13 protein-coding genes are annotated in these 22,455 nt (G+C 72.9%); 12 read left to right on the top strand and 1 reads right to left on the bottom strand.

What is annotated here, in order from left to right; all coding sequences use genetic code 11:
• Positions 1 to 17: 17 nt before the first annotated feature.
• The 7 genes from Ahu01nite_RS08370 (at position 18) to Ahu01nite_RS51320 (ending at position 14,466) form a co-directional block, all read left to right on the top strand.
• Positions 18 to 431, top strand: coding sequence for a MarR family winged helix-turn-helix transcriptional regulator (locus tag Ahu01nite_RS08370; RefSeq protein ID WP_203835857.1), 414 nt, complete (start codon positions 18 to 20; stop codon positions 429 to 431).
• 45 nt (positions 432 to 476) lie between these two features.
• Positions 477 to 1,748: a hypothetical protein gene (locus Ahu01nite_RS08365; RefSeq protein ID WP_203835856.1), complete on the top strand. Its 1,272-nt coding sequence runs from the start codon at positions 477 to 479 to the stop codon at positions 1,746 to 1,748.
• A gap of 474 nt (positions 1,749 to 2,222) precedes the next feature.
• Positions 2,223 to 3,101 (top strand): DUF4132 domain-containing protein, encoded by an 879-nt coding sequence (locus Ahu01nite_RS08360; RefSeq protein WP_239158718.1) that lies wholly within the window; start codon positions 2,223 to 2,225, stop codon positions 3,099 to 3,101.
• Positions 3,098 to 7,804 carry a hypothetical protein gene (locus Ahu01nite_RS08355; protein ID WP_203835855.1) on the top strand — a complete coding sequence of 1,569 codons (4,707 nt, stop codon included), beginning with the start codon at positions 3,098 to 3,100 and terminating at the stop codon, positions 7,802 to 7,804. The genes Ahu01nite_RS08360 and Ahu01nite_RS08355 overlap by 4 nt, the downstream gene beginning before the upstream one ends.
• Positions 7,801 to 8,922, top strand: a complete 1,122-nt coding sequence (locus Ahu01nite_RS08350) for an ATP-binding protein (protein WP_203835854.1) — start codon at positions 7,801 to 7,803, stop codon at positions 8,920 to 8,922. The genes Ahu01nite_RS08355 and Ahu01nite_RS08350 overlap by 4 nt, the downstream gene beginning before the upstream one ends.
• Positions 8,915 to 12,313, top strand: a complete 3,399-nt coding sequence (locus Ahu01nite_RS08345) for a DUF5682 family protein (protein ID WP_203836013.1) — start codon at positions 8,915 to 8,917, stop codon at positions 12,311 to 12,313. Before Ahu01nite_RS08350 ends, Ahu01nite_RS08345 begins: the two co-directional genes overlap by 8 nt.
• Positions 12,310 to 14,466: an SWIM zinc finger family protein gene (locus Ahu01nite_RS51320; RefSeq protein ID WP_203835853.1), complete on the top strand. Its 2,157-nt coding sequence runs from the start codon at positions 12,310 to 12,312 to the stop codon at positions 14,464 to 14,466. Before Ahu01nite_RS08345 ends, Ahu01nite_RS51320 begins: the two co-directional genes overlap by 4 nt.
• Positions 14,467 to 14,560: 94 nt before the next feature.
• Here the strand turns inward: Ahu01nite_RS51320 and Ahu01nite_RS08335 are convergent, their stop codons facing one another.
• Positions 14,561 to 14,926 carry a nuclear transport factor 2 family protein gene (locus Ahu01nite_RS08335; protein ID WP_203835852.1) on the bottom strand — a complete coding sequence of 122 codons (366 nt, stop codon included), beginning with the start codon at positions 14,924 to 14,926 and terminating at the stop codon, positions 14,561 to 14,563.
• 268 nt (positions 14,927 to 15,194) lie between these two features.
• Here Ahu01nite_RS08335 and mptB point away from each other — a divergent pair, with 268 nt between their 5' ends.
• The 5 genes from mptB to Ahu01nite_RS08310 form a co-directional block, all read left to right on the top strand.
• On the top strand, positions 15,195 to 16,655 hold the full coding sequence (gene mptB / locus Ahu01nite_RS08330) for a polyprenol phosphomannose-dependent alpha 1,6 mannosyltransferase MptB (protein ID WP_203835851.1): 1,461 nt from the start codon (positions 15,195 to 15,197) through the stop codon (positions 16,653 to 16,655).
• Positions 16,652 to 17,773 carry a glycosyltransferase 87 family protein gene (locus Ahu01nite_RS08325; RefSeq protein ID WP_203835850.1) on the top strand — a complete coding sequence of 374 codons (1,122 nt, stop codon included), beginning with the start codon at positions 16,652 to 16,654 and terminating at the stop codon, positions 17,771 to 17,773. Before mptB ends, Ahu01nite_RS08325 begins: the two co-directional genes overlap by 4 nt.
• Entirely contained in the window at positions 17,748 to 19,340 is a 1,593-nt protein-coding gene (locus Ahu01nite_RS08320; protein WP_203835849.1) for a CehA/McbA family metallohydrolase domain-containing protein, read from the top strand. Before Ahu01nite_RS08325 ends, Ahu01nite_RS08320 begins: the two co-directional genes overlap by 26 nt.
• A 50-nt stretch (positions 19,341 to 19,390) precedes the next feature.
• On the top strand, positions 19,391 to 21,256 hold the full coding sequence (gene recQ / locus Ahu01nite_RS08315) for a DNA helicase RecQ (RefSeq protein ID WP_203835848.1): 1,866 nt from the start codon (positions 19,391 to 19,393) through the stop codon (positions 21,254 to 21,256).
• A 643-nt stretch (positions 21,257 to 21,899) separates the two neighbouring features.
• The coding region (locus tag Ahu01nite_RS08310; protein WP_203835847.1) for a hypothetical protein at positions 21,900 to 22,455 on the top strand (556 nt) is incomplete at its 3' end.

Raw genomic sequence — 22,455 nt, 5'->3', positions numbered from 1 at the left:
ACTATAAGCTGGTGCACATGGATTCCGGCAGGCCCGATCTCGGGGAGATGGTCATGGGGCTCGGCCGCCGCCTGATCGCGATGGAACAGCCGATCCTGGCCGGGCACGAGCTGTCGATGTGGGGCTACGTCGTGCTGACCGCCCTGAGCCGCCGGACGGTGCGCACGCAGTCCGCGCTCGCCACGGCCATCGGCGCCGACAAGACCCGCCTCATCCCGATCCTCGACGACCTGCAACACCGCGGGCTGATCCACCGCGAACCCGACCCGGCCGATCGCCGCGCCCGTCTGCTCGCCCTCACCCCGGCCGGAACCGCCCTGCACCAACAAATCCAGGCCGCCATCCGCATCGCCGAGAACGACCTCCTCGCCGCACTGCCCGAATCGGACCGCCACGGCTTCCTCGCCGCCCTCCGCGCCCTGCACACCTGACCGGTGCGGCCCCTTCCCACGTTGCTGGGCTGTTAGCGTGCGGCCATGACGGAGAAGGCGGCGCGGCAGCGGGCGGGTGGGCTGGTGCTCGCCGGGGTTCTCGGAGCGCTGGCCGGCGCGGCCATGGCCGGGCGGCGCGGTTCGCGGGCAGCGGTGACCGGTGGGCTGGTGGGGGCGGCCGCGCTGGTGGCTTCCGAGGCCGTGGCGCGGGCCCGGCAGCGGCCCGGGGAGATTCCGCCCTGGTGGTCGCGGGTGGTGATGAGCGGGGCGATCGCGGCGCCGCTCGGCCGGCTCGGCGCAAACGCCGGGCCGGTGACGGTGGGACTCACCGCCGGGGCGGTGGCCGGGGCACTCGGGTTGCGGCCGCAGAAGGTGGTGCTCGGGCCGGTTGCCGGGGCTGCCGTCGGCGTGGCCTGGAGGCTGGCCGTGGGCACGTCGGCGCCACCCGCTGCTGTGGCGGCGAGCGCGGTGGTCGGATTCCGGGTGCTGTCGGCGGTGCTGTTCCGCGACCCGCAGGTGGATCTGCTCGCCGAACGGGTGCGAGCCGCGGACCTGCCGTTCGTGGTGCCGCTCGAGTCGCGCACCCGCTACGTCGGCGTGGACTACGTGCGCGCGCTCGCCGAGTTCATCGGCGGCACCTACGAGGCGAACGCCGCGGACGTCGGGATCGTCGGCTCACTCGACGACCTGGCCGGCCCGCAGTTCGACCCGGCCGGGGTGGACCCGCTGGTGCGCGAATTCTACGAGCGGACCACCCGCTTCACACTCGACATCGTCCCCGAATGGCGGCTCTGGGTACGCCCCGGCTACCTGCTCTACCGCAGCTTGGTGGCCCGCCCGGTCGGCCAGGCCAACGTACCCATGAACCAGCGCGAAACCCTCCGCGGCGTCCGCAGCAGGATCGACACCATCACTCCCGACGGCGGCGGCGCGATCGGCGTACGCGGCTGGATCCGCTCCTTCGCCGACACCGACGAACCGATCTACGTCGGCATCTACACAACCTACCGGCACGACGACCACGGCTACGTCAGCGTCGGCTTCCCGGTCCCGCACGGCAGCTTCACCGCCACCCTGCTCCCACTCCCCCGCCCCGGCGGCGGCCTGGTCCTGACCAGCCACAGCGACCTCGCCCATCCCGGCCACTACCTGACCTACATCGACCCGGAAACCCGCGACCTGACCACCCTCGCCGCCCCCGGCTTCGCCGAACGCCTCGACGTCTTCACCGACAACGGCGAACTCCGCGCCGAACACGCCTTCACCCTCTACGGCCTGCCGTTCATGACCCTGCACTACACGATCCGCCGGCGCTGATCCGGCATTTCCAGTGTTCTGAGCCGGTGGTTCCGGATGCGACAAATTATGCGGGGTCTCTTGTCAAGTCCGGGTAATCGTGTCTGACAGCAGAACATGTGTTTCCTGGCCAGTCGTGATGGGCCTGCGCTTGACACCTAACCCCGCAGAAGATTGCGGCGTTGCGGGTTTCAACGCAATTTCGTGCCCGTGGCCGGATCCCGCCGCGCTCGCCACCCACCGCACATGAATCAGAGACTCAGGACACTGATCGGGCCGTGAGGTGGCACCCACCGGGTAGGCCGCGAGGCCGGTCGCCGAGACCCGCCGGACCGTGACGTTCCCGGGCAGCTCGGCATGCACGCCTCTGCCCGGCGAACCGCGGATCGGTGACGGTTGACGTCATGAACAACGCAGGCTGCGCACGTGCGGCCTCGGGGGCGGGGAAAATGTCGGGGGTCGGTGGCACAATCCGCGGCACGCTTCGATGAGGGGATGTCCATGGGGTGGGTGGCTGCGGGGGCCGGCTATGAGGTCAGTCTTGACCAGGGGAAAGTCGTGGCGCGGACCGCGCAGGGCAAGACCTTGAGGAGTGTGCCGAAGGCGGTCAGGGAGCACGAGGCCGTCGTGGGGCTGCGGCAGCTTGTGGAGTGGCTGCGGCGGCATGAGGCGTCGTGCCGGGCGGAGGTGGAGCGGTGGATGATCCGTTCGCTGCCGGTGCCGGCTGTGCTGATCGGGCAGGTGTGGGCCGACGAGGTGTGGCGGGCCGTGCTGCGGGATCTTGTTGTCGTTCCCGTCACCGCAGGGGGTGAGTGGGATGTCGCCGGGGCGGGGCTGCTGCGGGAGGCCGGTGCTGACGGGGTGCTCGGCATCGTCGACCTTGATGGGGAGTCCACTCAGATCGCTACGGCCACCGTGGCGATCCCGCATCCGGTTCGGCTGCCCGACCTCGGGGATCTGCGGGAGTTCGCCGCCGACCTCGGCGTGCAGCAGGGGCTGTTGCAGCTGTTCCGGGAGGTCTGGCACAAGCCGGCCGACGAGGCGGGGCACCGCAGGGAGATCGCCCGATACGCCGATGCCCGGTTCAAGGAGCTGCGGCACGCCCAGACCCGGGCCACCTCGGCGGGCTACCGCGTGCAGGGTGGCACAGCCGTCTGCAAGGTGTGGGAGGAGGGCGTGACGGTGGTGGCGGCGGTCTGGATCGGTGACGGTGACCCGTCGTGGGAGGCGGAGACGTCGGAGCTGGAGTTCACCGACGCGGCCGGGAAGGCGATCCCCCTGATGGACGTGCCGCCTGTCGCGTGGTCGGAAGGGCTGCGGATGGCCGCGACCCTGCACGCCGGTCGCGTCACCGATGAGGAGGGCACCCGATGAGTGACGTGCTGCTGGAGGCCGGCGCCGTTCTGCCCGGCCCGCCCGGGGACGGTGCCCTCGATGCCGTTGCTGCCCGCTCCTACCGGCATCCGGTCCTGGAGGGACGCACAGTGGTGCGGCTGGTCGGGGCGGCCGTCGGTCCCGCCGAGGATCTGAGCATGGAGTTCCTCGGTTTCGCCCCCGCCGGGGAGCCGGTCGCGGTCGGGCACGCGCGGCGCCAGGCGCTGGGTTTCCCGGCGTGGGCGCTCGTGCACGACCCGGCGAACGGGCGGCACGCGCTGGCGCTGGTCAAGGAGATGGAGAAGCTCGCCCGGGTCGCCGGCGGCAAGCCGGGCAACGCGAAGGACGGCTACGACGCGCTCGCCCGGCGGCTCGACGCCGCCGCGCCGCAGTTCCTGCCGACGTTCTGGGAGCAGGCGGGGCGGGCGTTCATCGCCGCCGGCAATGCGCGGATGGCGGGGACCTGTTTCACGGCGGCGCGCCGTGCCGAGCAGGTCCACGGGCTGGTTGTGGACGAGGACCGGGTGCGCGACGTGCACCTGGAGTTCGCGTTCGCCGGGGCGCTCACGGCGGCCATGCTCGCGGAGTACACCCGGGGCGTGGTCGACCGGCGGCCTGCTGCCGAGGCGTACGAGCTGGTGAAAAGCCTTGCCCTGCAACGGGTCGCGGGCGGGTTGTCGCCGCACGTCTCGATGGCGGCCGACCTCGCCCGGCTGGCGAGGGCGGCGGGTCGCGATCCCGAGGCGGAGGCCGACGAGGTCGTCACCCGGCTGCTGAGCTTCCCCGCGATGGGGCGCGCCCACCCCTCGGTGTGGAAGGCCTACCGCAAGAGCCTGGTGCGCCTCGGCAAGTGCGACGCCGTGATCCGTGCCCGGCTGCTGGAGATAGTCCCCGAGCCGCCCGGCTACAACACCGATATGACCGACCAGTGGCTGGAGCTGCTGTCGGCCTCGGGCGCCGACGTGGCCCTGACAACGGTGGCGGCCGGGTTCACGCCGGGGCTCGCGAGCCGCTGGCTGGAACGCCTGCTGGCCCGGCGGCTCTCCGGGCGGAAGGTCCGCAACGAGCGGCTGCTGGCGCTGGTGGAACGGATGATTCCCCGGCTGGTCGCCGAGGACGGCGTGCAGCTGGCTTCCTCGTCGTGGACCGCCGAGCTGGACGTGCTCGACCTGTGTGTCGCCGGCGGTGTCCGGGCAGGCATCGGGCGGGGCCACCGGGGCACGGGCTTCGACGTCGCGGCGTGGTCGCAGGACGAGGGTGCCGGGCGCCGCGACCTGGCGGCGATCGCCGCCGATCCGGAGCTGCGCCCGGCGCTGGCACTCGGGGTCAGCGACGCGCTCTCCCGGCTCCGCACCGGCACGAGCCTCAACAGCCCCGCTCTGCCGGTGCCGACCCTGGAGCTCGCGTTCAGCGCCGCCGGTGTCCGCGACGTGCTCATCGGCCTGATCCTGGAACGCACCGGGCGGGCCGGCGACGGCACGATCACCGCGCTCGACGCCGACCTGAGCGGCCTGGCGCCGCTCTGGTCACCCGCGGGCATGGCGCTCGCGCCCGGCGGGTTCCGGCGGCTGCACGAGCTCGACGCCGCGGCCGTGGTGGCGCGGACGCTGCGCGCCGGGTTGCTGACCGAGCTCTGCTGGCCCGCCTACGAAGCCGTCGCCAAGGAGAAGAAGGGCATCCAGATCGGCGCCGGGTGGCCGCAGCTGGTCGTCCACGACCAGCATTCGGCGCACGTGATCGAGCCGGACGGCGCGACCACCGAGCACACGTTCCGTTACCCGGCGGCGGGGCAGCGGATGGCGCCCAGCGCGTACACCCAGGTGTCCTGTCTTTCTGCCGACGGTGACCTGATCGTGTCCTGGCTGAGTGAGCACGGCCCGGCCGCCTACTGGGCGTCGCGGCCCGCGGAGCTGACCGGCGCCGACTGGCAGCTGCAGCGGCCCGGGTGGGGTGTGCCGGCGACACCGCTGCCCCTGCCCGGCGGCGGCGTCACCACCGGTGCCCAGCCCGTGCACGCCGGGGACGCCCGCGGTCCCGGCCACGCCTATCCGCTGGTGAGCGACGGGCAGGCGTTCTGGCGCTGCGAGTGGGAGCGCGGCGACTCCGGCGACCACGCCTGGCGGTGGCGGGAGTTCGACCCGCTGACCGGCGACGGCGGCCGGGTCAGCGTTCCCGCGTTCCTCGCCGGTGCCGCCGGGGAGCTGGTCACCGAGGCGAGCCGGCTGCATCCGGCGCCGAAGGAGTTCGCGGCGTCGCCGCTGGGGTGGCACGACGGCCTGACCGGCTGGCGGGTCACCTCCACCTCCTCCGGGACCCAGACGGGTGAGGGCGTCGACGGCCGCCGGGTCACGCTCTCCGGGGTCGACGGGCGCAACGAGCCGCTGGTGGGTGCTGTCACGCTGCCCGGCTCGGCGGTGCCGCTGCCGGTGACCCGGCGTCCCGGATATCCGGGCGGTCGGATGCGGGTGTGGACGGCCGACGGCGGGCACGTGCTCGCCGAGCTCGGCGAACTGACCACGACGCTGCCGCCGTTCGAGTGGTGGCACGCGCTGCGGGCCCGCGACGAGGCGGGTTCGGCCGCGCTGCGGGTCCTCGACGAGACCACCGCGGCGGCGCTGCTCGCCGTCGACGACACGGTGACCGGGACGATCCGGGTCAAGGAAGCGGTCGCGGCCAACGTCGCGGCGCACCTGCCGGCGGTCACCGACACCGTCCTGCGGGACCGGGTCGTCGAGGTGGTCGCCCTCGCCGTACGGATGCGCCGCCGGATCGCCGAGATCCCCCGGCACCTGGGGGCGCAGGCGACACCCGAGCGTCCGGTGCCCGCCGTCACCGACGAGGCCCTGCGGCTGGCGTGGGACGGCCTGTCCGGCTCCCGCCACACCTACTACTCCGGTCCGGCCGGATCTCGGCACGACATCCTCGAGCAGGTGGCCGCTGTGGGCGCGCTGCTGGGTGGGTCGGACCAGCCCGGGGACATCCCCGTGGCCACCGCGGGCTGGACGGCGCTGCTGACCGGTCTCGGCGCGGTCGCTCTGCGCGCGGCGGCCGCGGTGACCAGCGACGCCGACCGTACGGCTCTGACGGCCCTGCTCACCACGATCGCCGGCACGCCCCTCGCCGGTGACGGGACGCCGCTGCGCGTGCTGGAGCTGACCCAGCCACGGATGACCGAGTCGAAGGTTGTCGTGCACCGCGACGGGCCGCAGGTCACCGTGCTGTTCCCACCCGAGCAGCACTACACCGCCGGCGGATATTCGTGGAGCCGGGACGCCATCCAGGTCTCCCCCGGCGGGGTGTTCACCCTTCCCCCCGATCTGACCGTACGCGAGGAGGTGCGGCCCGGCGGCCGGCTGGGTGGCGCGGGGCTGACGGCGTTCTGCACCCTGCTGGCCGAGCGCGGGCCGGCCCCGTGGCGCCCGGAGGCGGCCGAGGAACTGGCCGCGGCGACCGGCATGACCCGGGCCGAGGCGACGCTGCTGCTCGCGGGGTTGCCCGGCATGCAGGTGTGGGAGTCCAACTTCCTCACCGCCGGGCAGCGCGCGACGCTCGGCCTCTCCGCGGCGCAGGCGAAGGTCGCCCGCGCGGCCCTGGCCCCGCTGCGGTTCCGGCAGCGGATCGCGCTGCTGGACGCGGCGATGCCCGCTGACCCGGCCGCCCTGTGGGAGCGGGGACCCGACGTGGATGCGATCGCCCGGGAGTGGATCCGGCTGCGGGGACACCGGATCGCCGTGCCGGAGGACCTGGTCGCGGAGCTGGCCCGGGTCATCGACGACGCGCGGGCCGCGGCGATGCTGCAGGCGATCGCGGGGCCACAGGACGGTGACTGGCTCAGCACCGACGGCCGGTCGCGGGTCGAGTCGTACTACGACGTGCGGACCGGGGCGGACGACGGCGAGCCGTTCGACGGGATCTGGCTGAACGCCGTGGCGACGGCGCTGCCGTGGCTGGCGTACAGGCTGTCGTGGGACGACCCGCTGCGGGCCGCACTGCCCGGTGCGCTGGAGCGGGCCCGGGCCCGGCTGCGCAACCCCCACCTGCTGGTCGGGAGCGGGCTCCACCCGGTGAACGAGCGCCCGGATGCCGGACCGGCGCTGGTCGACGGGCACGCGACGAACGCGTTCGTGACCCATCATCTCGCCCCGGCGAAGCTGACCGGTGACGACGATCCGGCCCTGGGCTTCGTCGACGACGGCACCGCGGTGGCGCTGCGGATCCTGCTGTCCGGCTGGATCGACGGCGCCGTGTCCACTCCCGAGGATGCCATCGGGGAGCCGCACGATCCGCGGGTCAGCGTCCCGCATCTGGTCGCCGAGGTGGCGGAGAAGTTCGGCTGCGACAGCGCGGTGGCGGCGTACTATCTGCAGCTGCTCGCCCTGCCCGACCCGACCGACAAGGCGGTCCAGGCGTGGAACGGCTGGAAACCCGCCGCTTTGCGCAAGGCGCAGGAAGCGCTCACCACCGCCGGTCTGGTGGTGGCGGCGAAACGGGAACGAGCCGGGCGGCCGGTGTTCCTGCCGGGCGGCTGGCTCCCTGCCAGGGCGCCGCGGCTGCCGGTGGAGACCTGGAAACAGTCGCTGTACGTCGAGGCCGGCAACCGGCGGCTCGTGCCCCTGGCCCTGCCCGAGCTGTTCGCCGCGGCGTGGAGCAGGGTCACCGCCGGCGACATCCCCCGCTACCACGACCTGAAGGAACAGCCGTGACCGCCGTCCGCCAGATCGATCCGCCCGAGCACCTGCACGCCGAGGAGCTGACGTTCCTCGCCGCGGCCGACGACGGCCGGCGTCCGCCGGGCTGGCGCCTGACCCCTCGGGCGGTGGTGACCTTCGTCTGCGGTTCGGGCGGCGCCCCGGTCCCGGGGCCCGGCGGCAGCCGGGTCATCGACGCGAAGTTCGTCGGCGAGCGGGCGCTGGTCGAGCGCTGCGTCGTCACCCTCGCCGGCGAGCGCGGGCTGCTGCTGGTCGGCGAGCCCGGCACCGCGAAATCGATGCTGTCGGAGCTGCTCGCCGCGGCGATCTGCGGCACGAGCGCCCTGGCCGTGCAGGGCACGGCGGGCACCAGCGAGGACCAGCTGAGGTACGGCTGGAACTACGCGCTGCTGCTCGCGAAGGGACCGTCGGCGGAGTCGCTCGTGCCGTCGCCGATCCTGACCGCGATGACGACCGGGGCGGTGGCCCGGGTCGAGGAGATCACCCGGTGCCTCCCGGAGGTCCAGGACGCCCTCGTCTCGATCATGTCCGAGCGCCGCATCACCGTGCCGGAGCTCGCCGGGCAGGACGGCGCGGTCGGCTACGCCGTGCCGGGTTTCTGCCTGATCGCGACCGCGAACCTGCGCGACCGCGGGGTGTCGGAGATGTCCGCGGCGCTCAAACGCCGGTTCAACTTCGAGGTCGTGCCGCCCATCGCCGACTTCGACGCCGAGGTCGCCCTGGTCACCCGGCAGGCGACGGCGGCGGTCGAGCGCGGTGGTGCGACGTTCGCCGTCGATGAGGACGTGCTCGCGATCCTGGTGACGGCGTTCCGCGATCTGCGTACGGGCCAGAGCGCCGAAGGCTGGGAGGTCGAACGCCCGTCGTCGGTCATGAGCACCGCCGAAGCGGTCGCGGTCGCCGCATCGATCGGGCTCGCCGCCGCGTATCTGCCCGGCCCCGACCCGCTGTCGCTGCTGCCCGGGCACCTGCTCGGCGTGGCCCGCAAGGATGATCCCGCCGACGCGGCGCGGCTCCTCGCCTACTGGGACGGGGCTCTGCGGCGGCGGGCCGAGGCCGGTTCGCGATCGTGGCGTCAGCTGTGGGAGCACCGGGACGTGCTGCGTGACTGATCCCCGGGCACTCGTCGGGGAGCTGGCCGGGGACGACCGGGTGCTGCTGGTCGGCGTACGTCATCATTCTCCGGTCCTGGCCGCCGCCGTGCCGGCCCTGCTCGAGGCGTTCGCCCCGGAGACGGTGCTGGTGGAGCTCCCCGCGGAGATGCAGCCGTGGGTGCGCTGGCTCGCCGACCCGGGCACCACCGCCCCGGTGGCGCTCGCGGCGGACGCGCTCGTGTTCTACCCGTTCGCCGACTTCAGCCCGGAGCTGGCCGCTCTGCGCTGGGCTCAGCGCAACGGCGTACCCGTGATCTGCTGTGATCTGCCGTTGACCGACCCCGCCTGGGAGTCCGGCCGGGAGGGTGCGTCTGGGCCGTCGCTGGGCGCGGTGGTGCGGACGGCGCTGACCGGGCGGGACGACGACGACCTGTGGGACCGGCTGATCGAGGCGGGTGCGCCCGGTTCCACCCCGGAAGCCGTACGGCGGGCCGCGCTGGCCGCCGGGTGGGCGCTGCGGCACAACACCGTCGTGGACCCGCTGGATCTGCGGCGGGAGGGGTGGATGCGGGGCCACATCACGCGTACGCCCGGACGGGTCGCGGTCGTCGTCGGCGCCTTCCACGCCCCGGCGCTGCTCAGCGGGCCGGTGCCGGATGACGCCGCCGCCACCCGGCCCGAGCCGGTGATCTCGCTGGTGCCGTACACGTTCGACCTGCTCGACGCCCGATCCGGCTATCCGGCGGGCATCCGCGACCCACGCTGGCAGCAGGCCGTCCACGACTGCGACGCCGACCCCGCCCGGATCCGTGCGGCGGCGGGGGCGTTCGCCGTGGAGGTCACCCGCGAACTACGCGCCCAGGGTCACCCCGCCGGCCCGGGCGAGGCCGCCGAGGTCACCCGGCTCGCCGCGGACCTGGCGGGAATGCGCACGCTCCCGGCACCGGGACGCGGCGAACTCGTCGAAGCCCTGCAGACCGTCCTGGCCCAGGGCTCGCCGGCCGGTGCAGGCCGCGGCGTCGCCCGGGCCATGGAAACCGTCCTGATCGGACGGCAACGCGGCCGGCTTCCCGCAGGAGCCCCCGTCACCGGCCTGCGCCCCGCCGTCGAGCGGGAACTCACCCGGCTGAAACTCCCCGGCCCCGGCCGGCCCGCCCAGCGACTACGCCTCGACCCGCTGCGCTCCCCGACCGACCGCGCCCGCGACCTGGCGATCCGCCGGCTCACCGCCTGCGGCATCCCCTACGCCACCCCCGGCACCGCCGGTCCCGCCGTGGGTGGCGAGTCACTGACCAGCACCTGGCGACTGGAATGGACCCCCGGCACGGACGCGGCACTCGCCCTCGCCGGCCTGCACGGCGTCACCCTCGCCCGAGCCGCCGAGGGCATGCTGACCACCCGCCGCCACCGCGAGACCCGGGCCGGCGGGCCCACCCCGGACCAGTCCCTCACCGGCCTCGAAGCCGCGGCGTCCTGCGCCGCCACCGCCCTCACCCACACCCGCCTCACCGACCTGCGCCGCTCCGTCTGCCGGACCGGCACCATCACCCAGCTCGTCACCGCCCTCCACCTCCTCACCCGTCTCGACAAAGGCCACTTCCCCCACCTCGCCCCGGCCGCTTTCGGCACAGCCGTGGCGGAGGCCCGCGCCGACCTGCACGCGGCAGCGGTTGCGGCCGTTGCCGGGACGGCGGGCTCGACCCGCGTCGAGGACGCCCGTGCCCTCTACGACCTGGTCCGCGCCGCCGACGAGGCCGGCCTGCTGCTGCGGCTGGGCCACGCGATCCGGGCCCTGACCCGCGACGGCTCCCCCTTGATCCGTGGAGCGGCGGCCGCGGTCGGCGTCCTGACCGGCCACGAACAACCCGGTGCCTTCGGCGAACGCCTCGCCTCCTGGGTCACCCTGCCCGACACGGCCGCGACCGACCGGCTGCGCGGCGCGCTCAGCGTCGCCGGTGCCCTCCTGCAATCCGGCGACGAGATCCTCACCCCGCTGCTCACCACGATCGACAACCTCCCGGACGACGATTTCGTACGCCGTCTGCCCGCCCTTCGCGGTGGCTTCGACGCCCTCACCCCCGCCGACCGCGACCGCCTCCTGGCCACCGTCACCGACCGGCACGGCCCCCTCGACGAGCACCTCCCCACCGACGCCGCCACCCTCGCCACCTGGCTCGCCGCCGACCGCGCCGGCCTGGCAGCCCTGACCGCCCTCGCCCTCCCGCCCACCACCGACCATCCCCACCCGACCCCCGCCGCGCCATCTCCCTCCGCGCCATCTCTCACCGGGCCGTCTCCCACGGCCCTTCCCTCGACGATCACTGCTGAGCAGCGCTGGCGGCTGTTGCTGGGCCGCGAGAGTGACCAGCTCCCGGCCCGGCAGCGACGGCTCGCGACAGCGCTCGACGAGCTCTACGGCGCCGGTCACGGCGAGGGTGCGTGGACGGCGGGTGGTGGCGGCGGGCAGGATGCCGCGTACCCGCAGGTTCGTGATTGGCTCGACGAGCTGGAAGCGCTCTTCGGCGCCGACGTGCGCGACGAGGTGCTGGCCCGGGCGGCCGAGCACGGCAGGCTCGACGCGGTGCTGGCCGCCGACCCGGAGCGGGTCCGGCCCTCGATCGACCTGCTGCACGCCGTGCTGTCCCTGGCCGGCGGTCTGCCCGAGGCACGGCTGGCGCGGCTGCGGCCACTCGTCGCCCGGCTCACCGCGGAGCTGACGGCGCAACTGGCTCGAAGGATCCGTCCGGCGCTCACGGGCCTGGGGACGTCACGGCCGACCCTGCGCCCCACGGGACGCCTCGATCTGGCAGCTACGGTGCGGCGCAACCTGCACACCGTACGAGCGGATGCGGCCGGACGACCGCAGCTCGTCCCGGAGCGGCCGGTCTTTCGCACCCCCGGCCGGCGCAGCGTCGACTGGCAGGTGATCCTCCTGGTCGACGTCTCCGGTTCCATGGAGCAGTCGACGATCTGGGCGGCCCTGACGGCGTCGATCGTGGCGGGGGTGCCCGCTCTGCGTACCCATTTCGTGACGTTCTCGACCGAGGTCATCGACCTGACCGACCGCGTCACCGACCCGCTCTCCCTCCTGCTGGAGATCCGCGTCGGAGGCGGCACCCACATCGCGGCCGCACTGCGCTACGCCCGGCAGATCGCCCTCGTGCCCAGCCGCACCCTGGTCATCACGATCAGCGACTTCGAGGAGGGCTTCCCGCTCGGCGGCCTCCTCACCGCGACCCGCGCCCTGACGGACGACGGCATCACCCTGCTCGGCTGCACCAGCCTCGACGACCGCGGCGCCCCCCGCTACAGCACCGGCACAGCCGCCCAGCTGGCCGCAGCCGGCATGCCCGTGGCAGCCCTCAGCCCCACCGAACTAGCCCGCTGGATCGGAGACCAGGTCCGATGACCCCACCGTCGATGGCCCTGCCACCGGTCCCGGCCGCGGTCACCGCCGATGCGGTGGCCGTCCTCCCCGCACGCCTCCGGGGCCACCTCGACCAGAGCGTCACCCAGGCCGCCACCTGGCCCGTCCAGCAGACCGGCGCCCAGATCACGGTCCACCCCGACGACCGGACAACCGTCACCCTCACCACCCCGGTCACCACCGCCGCCGACGCCACCTGCAGCTGCCTGCTGTCCCCCCGCTGCCTGCACCGGGCCGCCGTCCTCAGCGCAGCCCCCATCGCGGTCGCCGAGCCGCCCGTCACCCCCCAGGTTGCCGCGCCGCTTCCCCCGGCGCAGGTCACTGACGCTCAACGAGACGCGGCCCGCGGGCTGTGGTCGGCCGCGGCCGCGGTGCTCTCCACGGGAATCCCCGGAGCAGGCGCGGTCGCCCAGGCCGACCTCCTCCGAGCCGTCCACCAGGCCAGAGCAACAGGCCTCCACACCCCCGCAGCGTACGCAATCCGCGTCGTCGAACACCTACGCTCAGCCCGCCACGACGACCCCGCATTCCGCCTCTCCACCCTCACCGACGACCTGCGCGACCTCCTCACCGCCTGCCACCGCGTGTCCACAGGCGACGCCTCGGCAATCGGAGTCGCCCGCCGCGACTACGAACCCGTCGGCGACCTCCGCCTCCACGGCCTGTTCTGCGAACCCGTACGCGCGGCAACAGGCCACGCCGGCGCCGTCACCTACCTCGCCGACGCCGACGGCCGCCTGTGGGTGATCTCCGACATCAAACCCGCCACCCCGGATACCGCGGCCCAGGTCTCCCCGACGGGGGCTTCGGTGGACCTGGGTGAGGTGCGGCTCAGCCACCACGACCTGTCCCGCGCGGGCCTCCTGGCGGTCAACGCCCACGCCTCCCCCACCGGCCGCCTCAGCCACGGCCACGACCGTCAAGCGGTGAAGGCCCCCGGCAGCAACTGGTTCGACCCCCCACTGGCCACCCTCTGGGCCGACGACCATCGAACGCAAGCCGACCGCTGGCTCCACGCCGCTACCCTGCCCGACCATGCCCGCCCCGCCAGCCACGACCTGGCCTTCCTCGACGGCACCATCCTCGGCTCCGACCACCGCGGCCTGCTCCTCGCCACCGACCACCGCGACGCGCTCCCCTCCACCGACCGGCATGCCGCCAACGAACGTCCACGCACGGTCGTGGTGACCGCCCCCTACGACGACCCGTCCCTCCCCTACGTCGCCAACCTGCGAACACTCGCCACCCACGCCACCGGATCCCGCATCCGCCTCATCGCCCGCTTCACCGGCCCACGCCGGGTCGCCGCCCTCGCCTTCACGGCCGCCTGGCTCCCCACCCGTCACGGCGGCCACCTCGATCTGGGCACCACATCCCTCACCCGCACCGACCTCCCCACCACCACTCCTCCGGCCCAGCCCATCCCCACACCGGCTCCAGGCCCGTCACCGGCACCAGTCCCAGGAACGGAAGCGGGTCCGGGTCCGGGACGGCCTCCTGGTCCGGGACGGGCTCCTGGTCCGGGACGGGCTCCTGGTCCGGGAACGGCTCCGGGTCCTGGTCCGGGTCCGGGACCGGGTTCTGGTCCGGGTCCGGGTCCGGGAACGGGTCCGGGAACGGGAACGGGAACGGGAACGGGAACGGGAACGGGTCCGGGAACGGGTCCGCAAGCCGGACCGGCTCATGGACCGGAAGCGGGACAGGTTCACGGATCGGGACCGGGACAGGCTCATGGAATTCCGGAAGCGGCTCATGGACCGGAAGTGGAAGCGGGACCGCTCATGAGGGGCGGCACTGCAAGCGGGATCACTGATGGCGTGGAGGAGGAGGTGGAGGGGCCGCCGCTTCATCTGGTGCGGTATCGGCTTGAGCGGGTGGTGGCGGGCGGGCGTTCGGCGCTGGTGTCGGGGGTGGCGGGTGATTCGCGGCGGCTTGCGGCTGCTCAGCTTGGGACGGCGGTGGCGGTTGTTGAGGGGCTCGGGGCGGCGGGTGTGCGGCGTACCCGGGATGTGTTCGGGAGGTTGGATCCGCATGATGCGGAACGGCTGGCTGTGGCCTGGCTGACCGCGGCCGTTTATGAGCGGGCTGCCGGGTGGGCGATGATCAGGGCTGCCTGGGACAGCGGTTCGCTGTGAGCGCGAAGTAGCGCAGTCAGGGCGACCGTGTGTCGTGAGCGCGAAGTAGCGCAGTCAGGGCGACCGTGTGTCGTGAGTGTGGAGCCGCCGTGGGTCAGGCTGGGAAGGTGCGGGCGCCGCTCAGGGTCCAGACCTCGGCGAGGCGGCCGTTGCGGGTGTGCAGGACGTCGATGCCGCTGATTGCCCGGTCGGAGCGGGTGGCGTCCCAGCGCATCGCGAAGCCTGTTGTGTCGGCGATGATCGGCCGGCGGAGGGAGAAGGTGGCTCCGGGGGCGTCGGTGCGGAACGTTTCGATGTAGGTGGCCATGTCCTGGGGGCCGTGGACCGGGTCGCCAGCGAGGTCCACGGGGCGGGCGCCGCCGAAGTGGATGCGGAAGTCGTCGGTGAGCAGGTCCGGGGCCGTCTCGGTGGCGCCGTTCCAGAAGTCGATCCAGGCCTGGGCGAGTTCGTGTGCGTTCATGTCACTCAGAATTCAGGGCGGCGGCGACACCGTAGTGTCGGTGTTCCGGGAAAAGTCTACGAATCCCGTGCCGAGCGGAGCGCGGCCGGCCGCGGCGGGGCCACGGCGGGGCAGCGGGGCCACGGCGGGGCGGCGGGGTGGCGGGGCCACGGCGGGGCGGCGGCGGGGCGGCGCGGGCGGCGGGGGCGGCGCGGAGTGACAATCGCGCGACCGGGGGGCGTCACCCGGCGTACCGCGGGTGGACATCTTGGGCTGTCACGGTGCTGCCGTGCGCAGCGATCACGCTCTGGCCACCGCGACCGGTGGGGCCGGTTCTCTGCTGGTCGCCGCCGGGGGGACCCTGGGCCGCGGCGGGCTGGCCTGTGCCTATGCGGGGCTGACCCTGATGCTGCTCGGCTGGTGGTGGTACGGGCGCACGGGGACGGCGGCTCCGCGGCACGGGTGGGTGACCCTCGGGATCTGGGTGGGGCCGCTGCTGGTGGCGCCGCCGTTGTTCAGCCGGGACGTGTACAGCTATCTCGCGCAGGGGCTTCTGGCCGGTTCGGGTCATGACGTCTACCGTGACGGTCCCGCCGTCCTGGGTGGACAGGTCGCCGCGCTGGTTCCGGAGATCTGGCAGCACACGCCGGCGCCCTACGGTCCGGTGGCCCTGCTCGCGTCGCGGGTGGTGACCGCCGTGACCGGCGAGCATGTGGGTGCCGGGGTGCTCGGGATGCGGCTGGTCGCGGTTGCGGGTCTTGCGCTGCTGGCCGTCGCGCTGCCGCGGCTGACCCGGGACGGGCGCGTGCTGACCCGCGACGGGCGCGCGTGGTGGTTGGTGATCCTCAATCCGCTCGTTCTGATCCACCTCGTCGGCGGTGCCCACAACGATGCCCTGATGGTCGGCCTGCTCGCCGCCGGGCTGGCCGCCGCCCTGCACCGGCACCCGGTTGTCGGCGCGGCCCTGGTCACGATGGCCGCCCTGGTCAAGGCGCCGGCTGCGCTCGGGCTGGTGGCAGTAGCAATCATCGGGGCGGACTCGCTGCGCGCTCGGCAGCCGGGTCTGGATCCCGGCCGAGGAGAAACTGCTCGATCAGGCGGCTCCGGAGCGCCGCCCGCTACCGGAAGCCCCGGCGACCTCAGTCAAGCCGTAGCGCCGGCTGCTGCCGAAAGCCCCGGCGACCTCAGTCCAGCCGGGCGGTGGGCGGGGGTGCGGGCGTGGGCTGTCACGGCTGCGGTGGCAGGGGTGACGACGGTGGTGGTGACGGCTGTGGCGGGGAGCGGGTACGGGTGGGTCGGCGCGCTCGGGACGCCGGTGTCGGCGGGGAACTGGTCGTTGACCGGGGTGCTCGGGCGGTTGACCGCGGAGGGGGTGGGGTCGCCGTTCGCGATCGAGGTGTGGCGGTGGGCGGGGGTGCTGGCGACTGTGGTGTCGGCGGGGCTCGTCTGGGCGTACCGTGAGCGGATTGGGGCCTTGCCCGGTCTTGGCCTGGTGTTGCTCGCAGTGGTCATTTTCGGTCCCGCGCTGCGGCCCTGGTATGTGATCTGGGCACTCGTGCCGCTCGCCGTCGTCCCGGCCGCGCATCGCGGGCTGGCCCTGCTCAGCGCGGTGCTGACGCCCGTGGTGCTGCCGGACGGGTACGCGGCGGATCGCGGTGAGGTGCTCCTGGCCGTCCTCGGCGCCCTGCTCGGCGTGGCCGCGTTCGCCCTGGCCACCACCGCGACCCCCGCAACCCGGGTATTGAGATGAAAAGGCCTGCTCTGGTAGCCGGTGCGGCGATTGCCGTCGGAGTGTTCCTGGTGACCGTGCCGACGTTCCGGCACTTCTTCGACCTCGGCGTTTATCGTGGCGCGGTGCGGTTCTGGCTGCTCGACGGTGAGCCGCTCTACGAATACCGATACCAGGACTCCGAGTACGGCTTCACGTACCCACCGTTCGCCGCGCTGGTCATGAGCCCGCTCGCCCTGACGTCCTGGCCCGTGGCGATCGTGACGTCCGTGGTCGTGAACACCGCGGCCACGCTCACCCTGCTGCGCTGGTGGCTCGGCCGCCGCGCGTGGTGGATCACCGCCCTGCTCTTCCTCGCGATGCTGATGTTCGAACCTGCCCGCGACACGTTCAGTTTCGGTCAGGTCAACCTCGTCCTACTACTACTTGTCTGCGCCGACCTGCGAGCGCTGACCCGCGGGAGCAGATGGGCGGGCGCCGGCATCGGGCTGGCCGTCGCGATCAAGCTGACCCCGGCCGTGTTCGTGCTGTACCTGCTGGTCACGCGACGCTGGCGGGCGGCGGCCGTCGCCTCGGGCACGGCGGCGGGGGCGACGCTGCTGGCCGCCGTGCTCGCCCCGGATGCCTCCGTCGCGTTCTGGACGGACGCGGTGTGGGACACGAGCCGGGTCGGGCGGCTGGCGTACGTGTCGAATCAGTCGCTGCGCGGGGTCATCGCCCGGCTGGAGCTGCCCGCGGCCTGGTGGGCGGTCCTGGTCCTGGCCGTGCTGATCTGCTGGTTCGTGCGGGTGCGCCGCGCCGACGCCGTGACCGGGTTCGCGCTGACCGGGGCCCTCGCGTGCCTGGTCAGCCCCGTCACGTGGGTGCACCATCTGGTCTGGTTGCTGCCGGCACTTTTCCTGGTACGCCGCCCGTGGCCGCTCTGGATCCTCCTCAGCAGCAGCGTGGTGTGGTTGTGGTGGGCGGACCCGTCCGGACCGGTCGCGTTCGCCGGCGCCAACGCGTACGTGTGGATCGCCCTGGGTCTGCTGCTGTTCCTGCCGGTCCGGCGTTCGCCTGATGATCATCCGGTGGACGGCTGGCGGTCGTCGGCGCGGCCTAGCGTCACGGGCCATGACATCGATTCCGCAGTGGGCTGATCCGGGCGTACCGGAAGGGGAACTCGACCCGCAGGGCCTGAACCGGCGCTCCCTGCTGCGCCGCGCGGGCCTGTTCGGAGCGGGCTTCGCAGCCGCCTCGGTGGCGGGTCCCGCCGCACCCGCAGCAGCTTCTGACAAACAGCTTGATCAGTACGTCTACCTCGTCGGCGATCACCACGTGCACACGCAGTACAGCCACGACGCGAAGTACACGGTGTCGCAGGCCGCCGGGCGTGGGGCGCAGTTCGGTCTGGACTGGATGGTCTGCACCGAGCACAGCAACGTCGGGCACGAGGACTTCGGCGCCACCCTCGAACGCGCCGACATCCTCAAGGCGCGCGCCGAGAACCCGCGCACGCTGATCTTCCAGGGTCTCGAGTGGTACATCCCCGGCGCCGAGCACGCCACGGTGTTCACCGCGCCGGGTGAGGCCGAGGCCGAGGTGCTGCGCCAGTTCGAGAAGCTCTACGACGGCAAGCTGCTGCCGTCCTCCGACGAGGGTCTCGCGGTAGCCGCGCTGAAATGGCTCGCCGCCTCCGGCAAGGACGCCCTGGTCCTGGCCAACCATCCGTCGCGGCTGGGCATCGACTCGCCGCACGAGCTGCGCGCGTGGCGGGACGCGGCGCCCGGGATCATGATCGGCATGGAGGGCGCGCCGGGTGCGCAGGGCGCTGCCATCCCCGGCCTGCGGGGCGCGGCCAGCATCCGCGGCGAATACGAGAACAAACCGTCGGCCCAGTCGTACGCCGGGTACCCCGCGGACGCGTACGTCACGCACGGTGGTTTCGACTGGATGACCGCGACGGTCGGCGGCATGTGGGATTCGCTGCTGGCCGAGGGGAAACTGTTCTCGATCACCAGCAATTCCGACAACCATCGGACCGTCTTCGACACGCTGCGCAACGGTGACTTCCCGGCCGGGTCCACGTTCGACTCCACGGGCAGGATCCCGGACCCGATCGAAACCCACACGGCGCAGGCCGGCAGCGACTTCTGGCCAGGACAATTCTCGCGTACGCACGTAGGTGTCACCCGGTACGGGTACGCCGAAGTCATGGCGGGCCTGCGCGCCGGCCGCGTCTGGGTCGACCACGGCCAGCTCGTGGACGGCGTCGACGTACGCCTGACCTCGGCACACGGCCGATCGGCGACGCTGGGTGGCCGCATCTCCGCCCGGCGCGGCGAACGGCTGACCCTGACGGTGACTGTGACCAGCGCCTCCCGCCCCAACTTCCACGGCGTCCTCCCGCGCCTGGCCCACCTGGACGTCATCCGCGGTGCCGTCCGCGGTCCTTCTTCGCCGGACTCGTTCGTGGCGCCGGACACCCGCGTGGTGGAGAGCTTCGACACGTCGCGGCGCTCCGGGACGTACACGCTGAAGTTCCCGCTCGTGGCTTCTTCGTCCTCCTACCTGCGGCTTCGCGGCTCGGACGGGCGGCGCCACGGTCCGGGGCTGCTCGGGCGGTCCGTCGATCCGCACGGCCCGATCCCGCACACGCCGGGCGACGGCGATCCCTGGCTCGACACGTGGCTCTACACCAACCCGATATTCATCGACGTGAAGTAGTTATCCACAGGGTGCGGAAGTCGTTCCGGCGGGTTCACTAAACTCGCGGGGTGACTTCCGCTCCCCCGCTCAGCGGCCCCGCTTCCGAGGTGCTCAACCGCGTCTTCGGCTACTCCGCGTTCCGCGGGGAGCAGCAGGAGATCATCGAGCACCTCATCGACGGCGGCGACGCGCTCGTGCTCATGCCGACCGGTGGCGGCAAATCGCTCTGCTACCAGATCCCGTCCCTGGTCCGCGAGGGCACCGGCATCGTGATCTCGCCGCTGATCGCGCTCATGCAGGACCAGGTCGACGCGCTGCGCCAGCTCGGCGTCAAGGCCGGCTTCCTCAACTCGACCCAGGACGTCAGCGAGCGCCGCCGCACCGAGCAGCAGTTCGTCGCCGGCGAGCTCGACATGCTCTACGTCGCGCCCGAGGGGCTCGGCGTCCCCTCCACCCAGCGGCTGCTCGACCAGGGCAAGATCGCGCTCTTCGCCATCGACGAGGCGCACTGCGTGTCCCAGTGGGGCCACGACTTCCGCCCCGACTACCTCAACCTCTCGATGCTGCACGAGCGCTGGCCCGACGTGCCCCGCATCGCGCTCACCGCCACGGCCACCAGCGCCACCCGCGAGGAGATCGCGACCCGCCTCGACCTGGTCGGCGCCCGGCACTACACGGCCAGCTTCGACCGCCCCAACATCCAGTACCGCATCGTCGGCAAGCAGGAGCCCAAACGCCAGCTCCTCGACCTGCTACGCACCGAGCACCCCGGCGACGCCGGCATCGTCTACTGCCTGTCCCGCGCCTCGGTGGAGAAGACCGCCGAGTTCCTGGTGCAGAACGGCATCGCGGCCCTGCCCTACCACGCCGGCCTCGACTCGGGCACCCGCGCCCGCAACCAGAGCCGCTTCCTGCGCGAGGACGGCCTGGTCATGGTCGCCACGATCGCGTTCGGCATGGGCATCGACAAACCCGACGTCCGCTTCGTCGCCCACCTCGACCTGCCCAAGTCCGTCGAGGGCTACTACCAGGAGACCGGCCGCGCCGGCCGCGACGGCCAGCCCTCCACCGCCTGGCTCGCCTACGGCCTGCAGGACGTCGTCCAGCAACGCAAAATGATCGAGACCTCCGACGGCGACTTCGCCCACCGCCGCAACCTCGCCGCCCACCTCGAAGCCATGCTGGCCCTCTGCGAAACGGTCCAGTGCCGCCGCGCCCAGCTCCTCGCCTACTTCGGCCAGGATTCCTCCACCGCCTTCGTCCCAGGGGAAACCGGCTGTGGGAATTGCGACACCTGCATCACTCCCCCGGAGTCATGGGACGGCACGGTCGCCGCGCAGAAACTGCTCTCCACGGTCCTGCGCCTGCAACGCGAACGGGGCCAGAAATTCGGCGCCGGCCAGTCCATCGACATCCTCCTCGGCAAAACCACCGAGAAGATCACCCAGTTCCGCCACCACGAGCTCTCCGTCTTCGGCATCGGCAGCGACCTCCGCGAGCAGGACTGGCGCGGCGTCGTCCGCCAACTCCTCGCCCAGGGCCTCCTCGCCGTCGAAGGCGAATACGGCACCCTCGCCCTCACCGACGCCAGCTCCACCGTCCTGCGCCGAGAACGCCAGGTCATGATGCGCCGCGAACCCGAACGCACCAAGGCCCCCCGAGCCCGCCGCGCCTCAAACAGCTCCACCGCAGCCCCGGCCCCCGACCTCGACCCCGCCGCCACCGCCCTCTTCGAACGCCTCCGAGCCTGGCGAGCCGCCGCCGCCAAGGAAACCGGCGTCCCCGCCTACGTCATCTTCCACGACGCCACCCTCCGCCAGATCGCCTCCACCAAGCCCGGCTCCCTCGCCGAGCTCTCCACCATCAGCGGCGTCGGCGAAAACAAACTCGCCAAATACGGCCAACAGGTATTGGAGGCCCTCACCACCGACTAGAACCTCACCAGACCGGCATTTCCGCCGCCCACGGCCCTTGCCAGGGTCGCCACCCACGCACAAGCACCACCCACGCACAAGGTGGTGCGGTCGGGGTCCCGTGCCGCGCGAAGCGGGGACGGACTCCTGCCTCCTGCGCGAAGCGGGAACAGGGCTCCTGCCTGCCATGACGGGTTCCTGCCTGCCGCGCGAAGCAGCGTCGCGGTCCCGCCTGCCGCGCGAAGCGGGGATGGACCTGCCTCCCGCGCGAAGCGGGAACAGGACTCCCGCCTGCCACGACGGGCTCCTACCTGCCGCGCGAAGCAGCGTCGCGCTCCTGCCTCCCGCGCGAAGCGGGAACAGGGCTCCCGCCTGCCACGACGGGCTCCTACCTGCCGCGCGAAGCGGGGACGGACGCCTGCCTCCCCTGCGAAGCGGGAACGGGGCTCCTGCCTGCCGCGCGAAGCGAGGGCAGACTCCTGCCTGCCGCGCGGGCAGTCAACGCACCGCTGCCGGACGGACCCGTCAGCGCGGGCGGCCACGGGCTCGGCGGCCTTGTCACCGCCCCACGCTGGTAGCGCGCTGCTGGACGGCTGCTGGGTTACTTGTTGATCAGGCGGTAGAGGACGCAGTCGCGCTGAGGCCAGTCCTGCGGCACAGTCGGGTGGATGAAGTCATCCGCCGGGTCATAGCTCATGCCGATCTTCTCCATGACCCGCCGCGACGCCACATTCTCCCTGGTAGTAAGCGCAACCAACGCCCCCAGCCCCAACCCACCCACACCCCGCCCATCCCCCGCGCGCACGCCAACAGCCGCACCACCCACGCCCGGACCACCCACAGCCCCACCACCGACGCCCGAACCATCCAGAGCCGGACCACCCACGGCCCCACCACCGACGCCCGAACCATCCAGAGCCGGACCACCTACAGCCGGTCCACCTACAGCCGGGCCGCTGCCAGCCAGGCCACCCACAACCAGGCCACCCTCGGCCGGGCCACTGCCAGCCAGGCCACCCCCGGCCCGGCCGTCCACCGCCTGGCCAACCACGATGGGGCCAACCACAGCCGGGCCACCCATAACCGGACCACCCACAACCCGACCACCGGCAGCCGGGCCAGCAGCAGCCGAGCCACCCACGGCCGAGCCACCCACGGCCGAGCCACCCACGGCCGAACCACCCACGGCCGAACCACCCACGGCCGAACCACCCACGGCC

It is taken from the genome of Winogradskya humida, from assembly GCF_016862215.1.
Lineage (GTDB): Bacteria > Actinomycetota > Actinomycetes > Mycobacteriales > Micromonosporaceae > Actinoplanes > Actinoplanes humidus.
Note: the sequence above shows the minus strand (reverse complement) of the source record. Positions and strands in the feature narration are given on the sequence as shown.

Bases quoted from the DNA above. Each gene is read 5' to 3' on its own strand.
- Ahu01nite_RS08370 (WP_203835857.1), top strand. From the start codon at position 18: ATGGATTCCGGCAGGCCCGATCTCGGGGAGATGGTCATGGGGCTCGGC.
- Ahu01nite_RS08365 (WP_203835856.1), top strand. From the start codon at position 477: ATGACGGAGAAGGCGGCGCGGCAGCGGGCGGGTGGGCTGGTGCTCGCC.
- Ahu01nite_RS08360 (WP_239158718.1), top strand. From the start codon at position 2,223: ATGTCCATGGGGTGGGTGGCTGCGGGGGCCGGCTATGAGGTCAGTCTT.
- Ahu01nite_RS08355 (WP_203835855.1), top strand. From the start codon at position 3,098: ATGAGTGACGTGCTGCTGGAGGCCGGCGCCGTTCTGCCCGGCCCGCCC.
- Ahu01nite_RS51320 (WP_203835853.1), top strand. From the start codon at position 12,310: ATGACCCCACCGTCGATGGCCCTGCCACCGGTCCCGGCCGCGGTCACC.
- Ahu01nite_RS08335 (WP_203835852.1), bottom strand. From the start codon at position 14,926: ATGAACGCACACGAACTCGCCCAGGCCTGGATCGACTTCTGGAACGGC.
- Ahu01nite_RS08325 (WP_203835850.1), top strand. From the start codon at position 16,652: ATGAAAAGGCCTGCTCTGGTAGCCGGTGCGGCGATTGCCGTCGGAGTG.
- Ahu01nite_RS08320 (WP_203835849.1), top strand. From the start codon at position 17,748: ATGACATCGATTCCGCAGTGGGCTGATCCGGGCGTACCGGAAGGGGAA.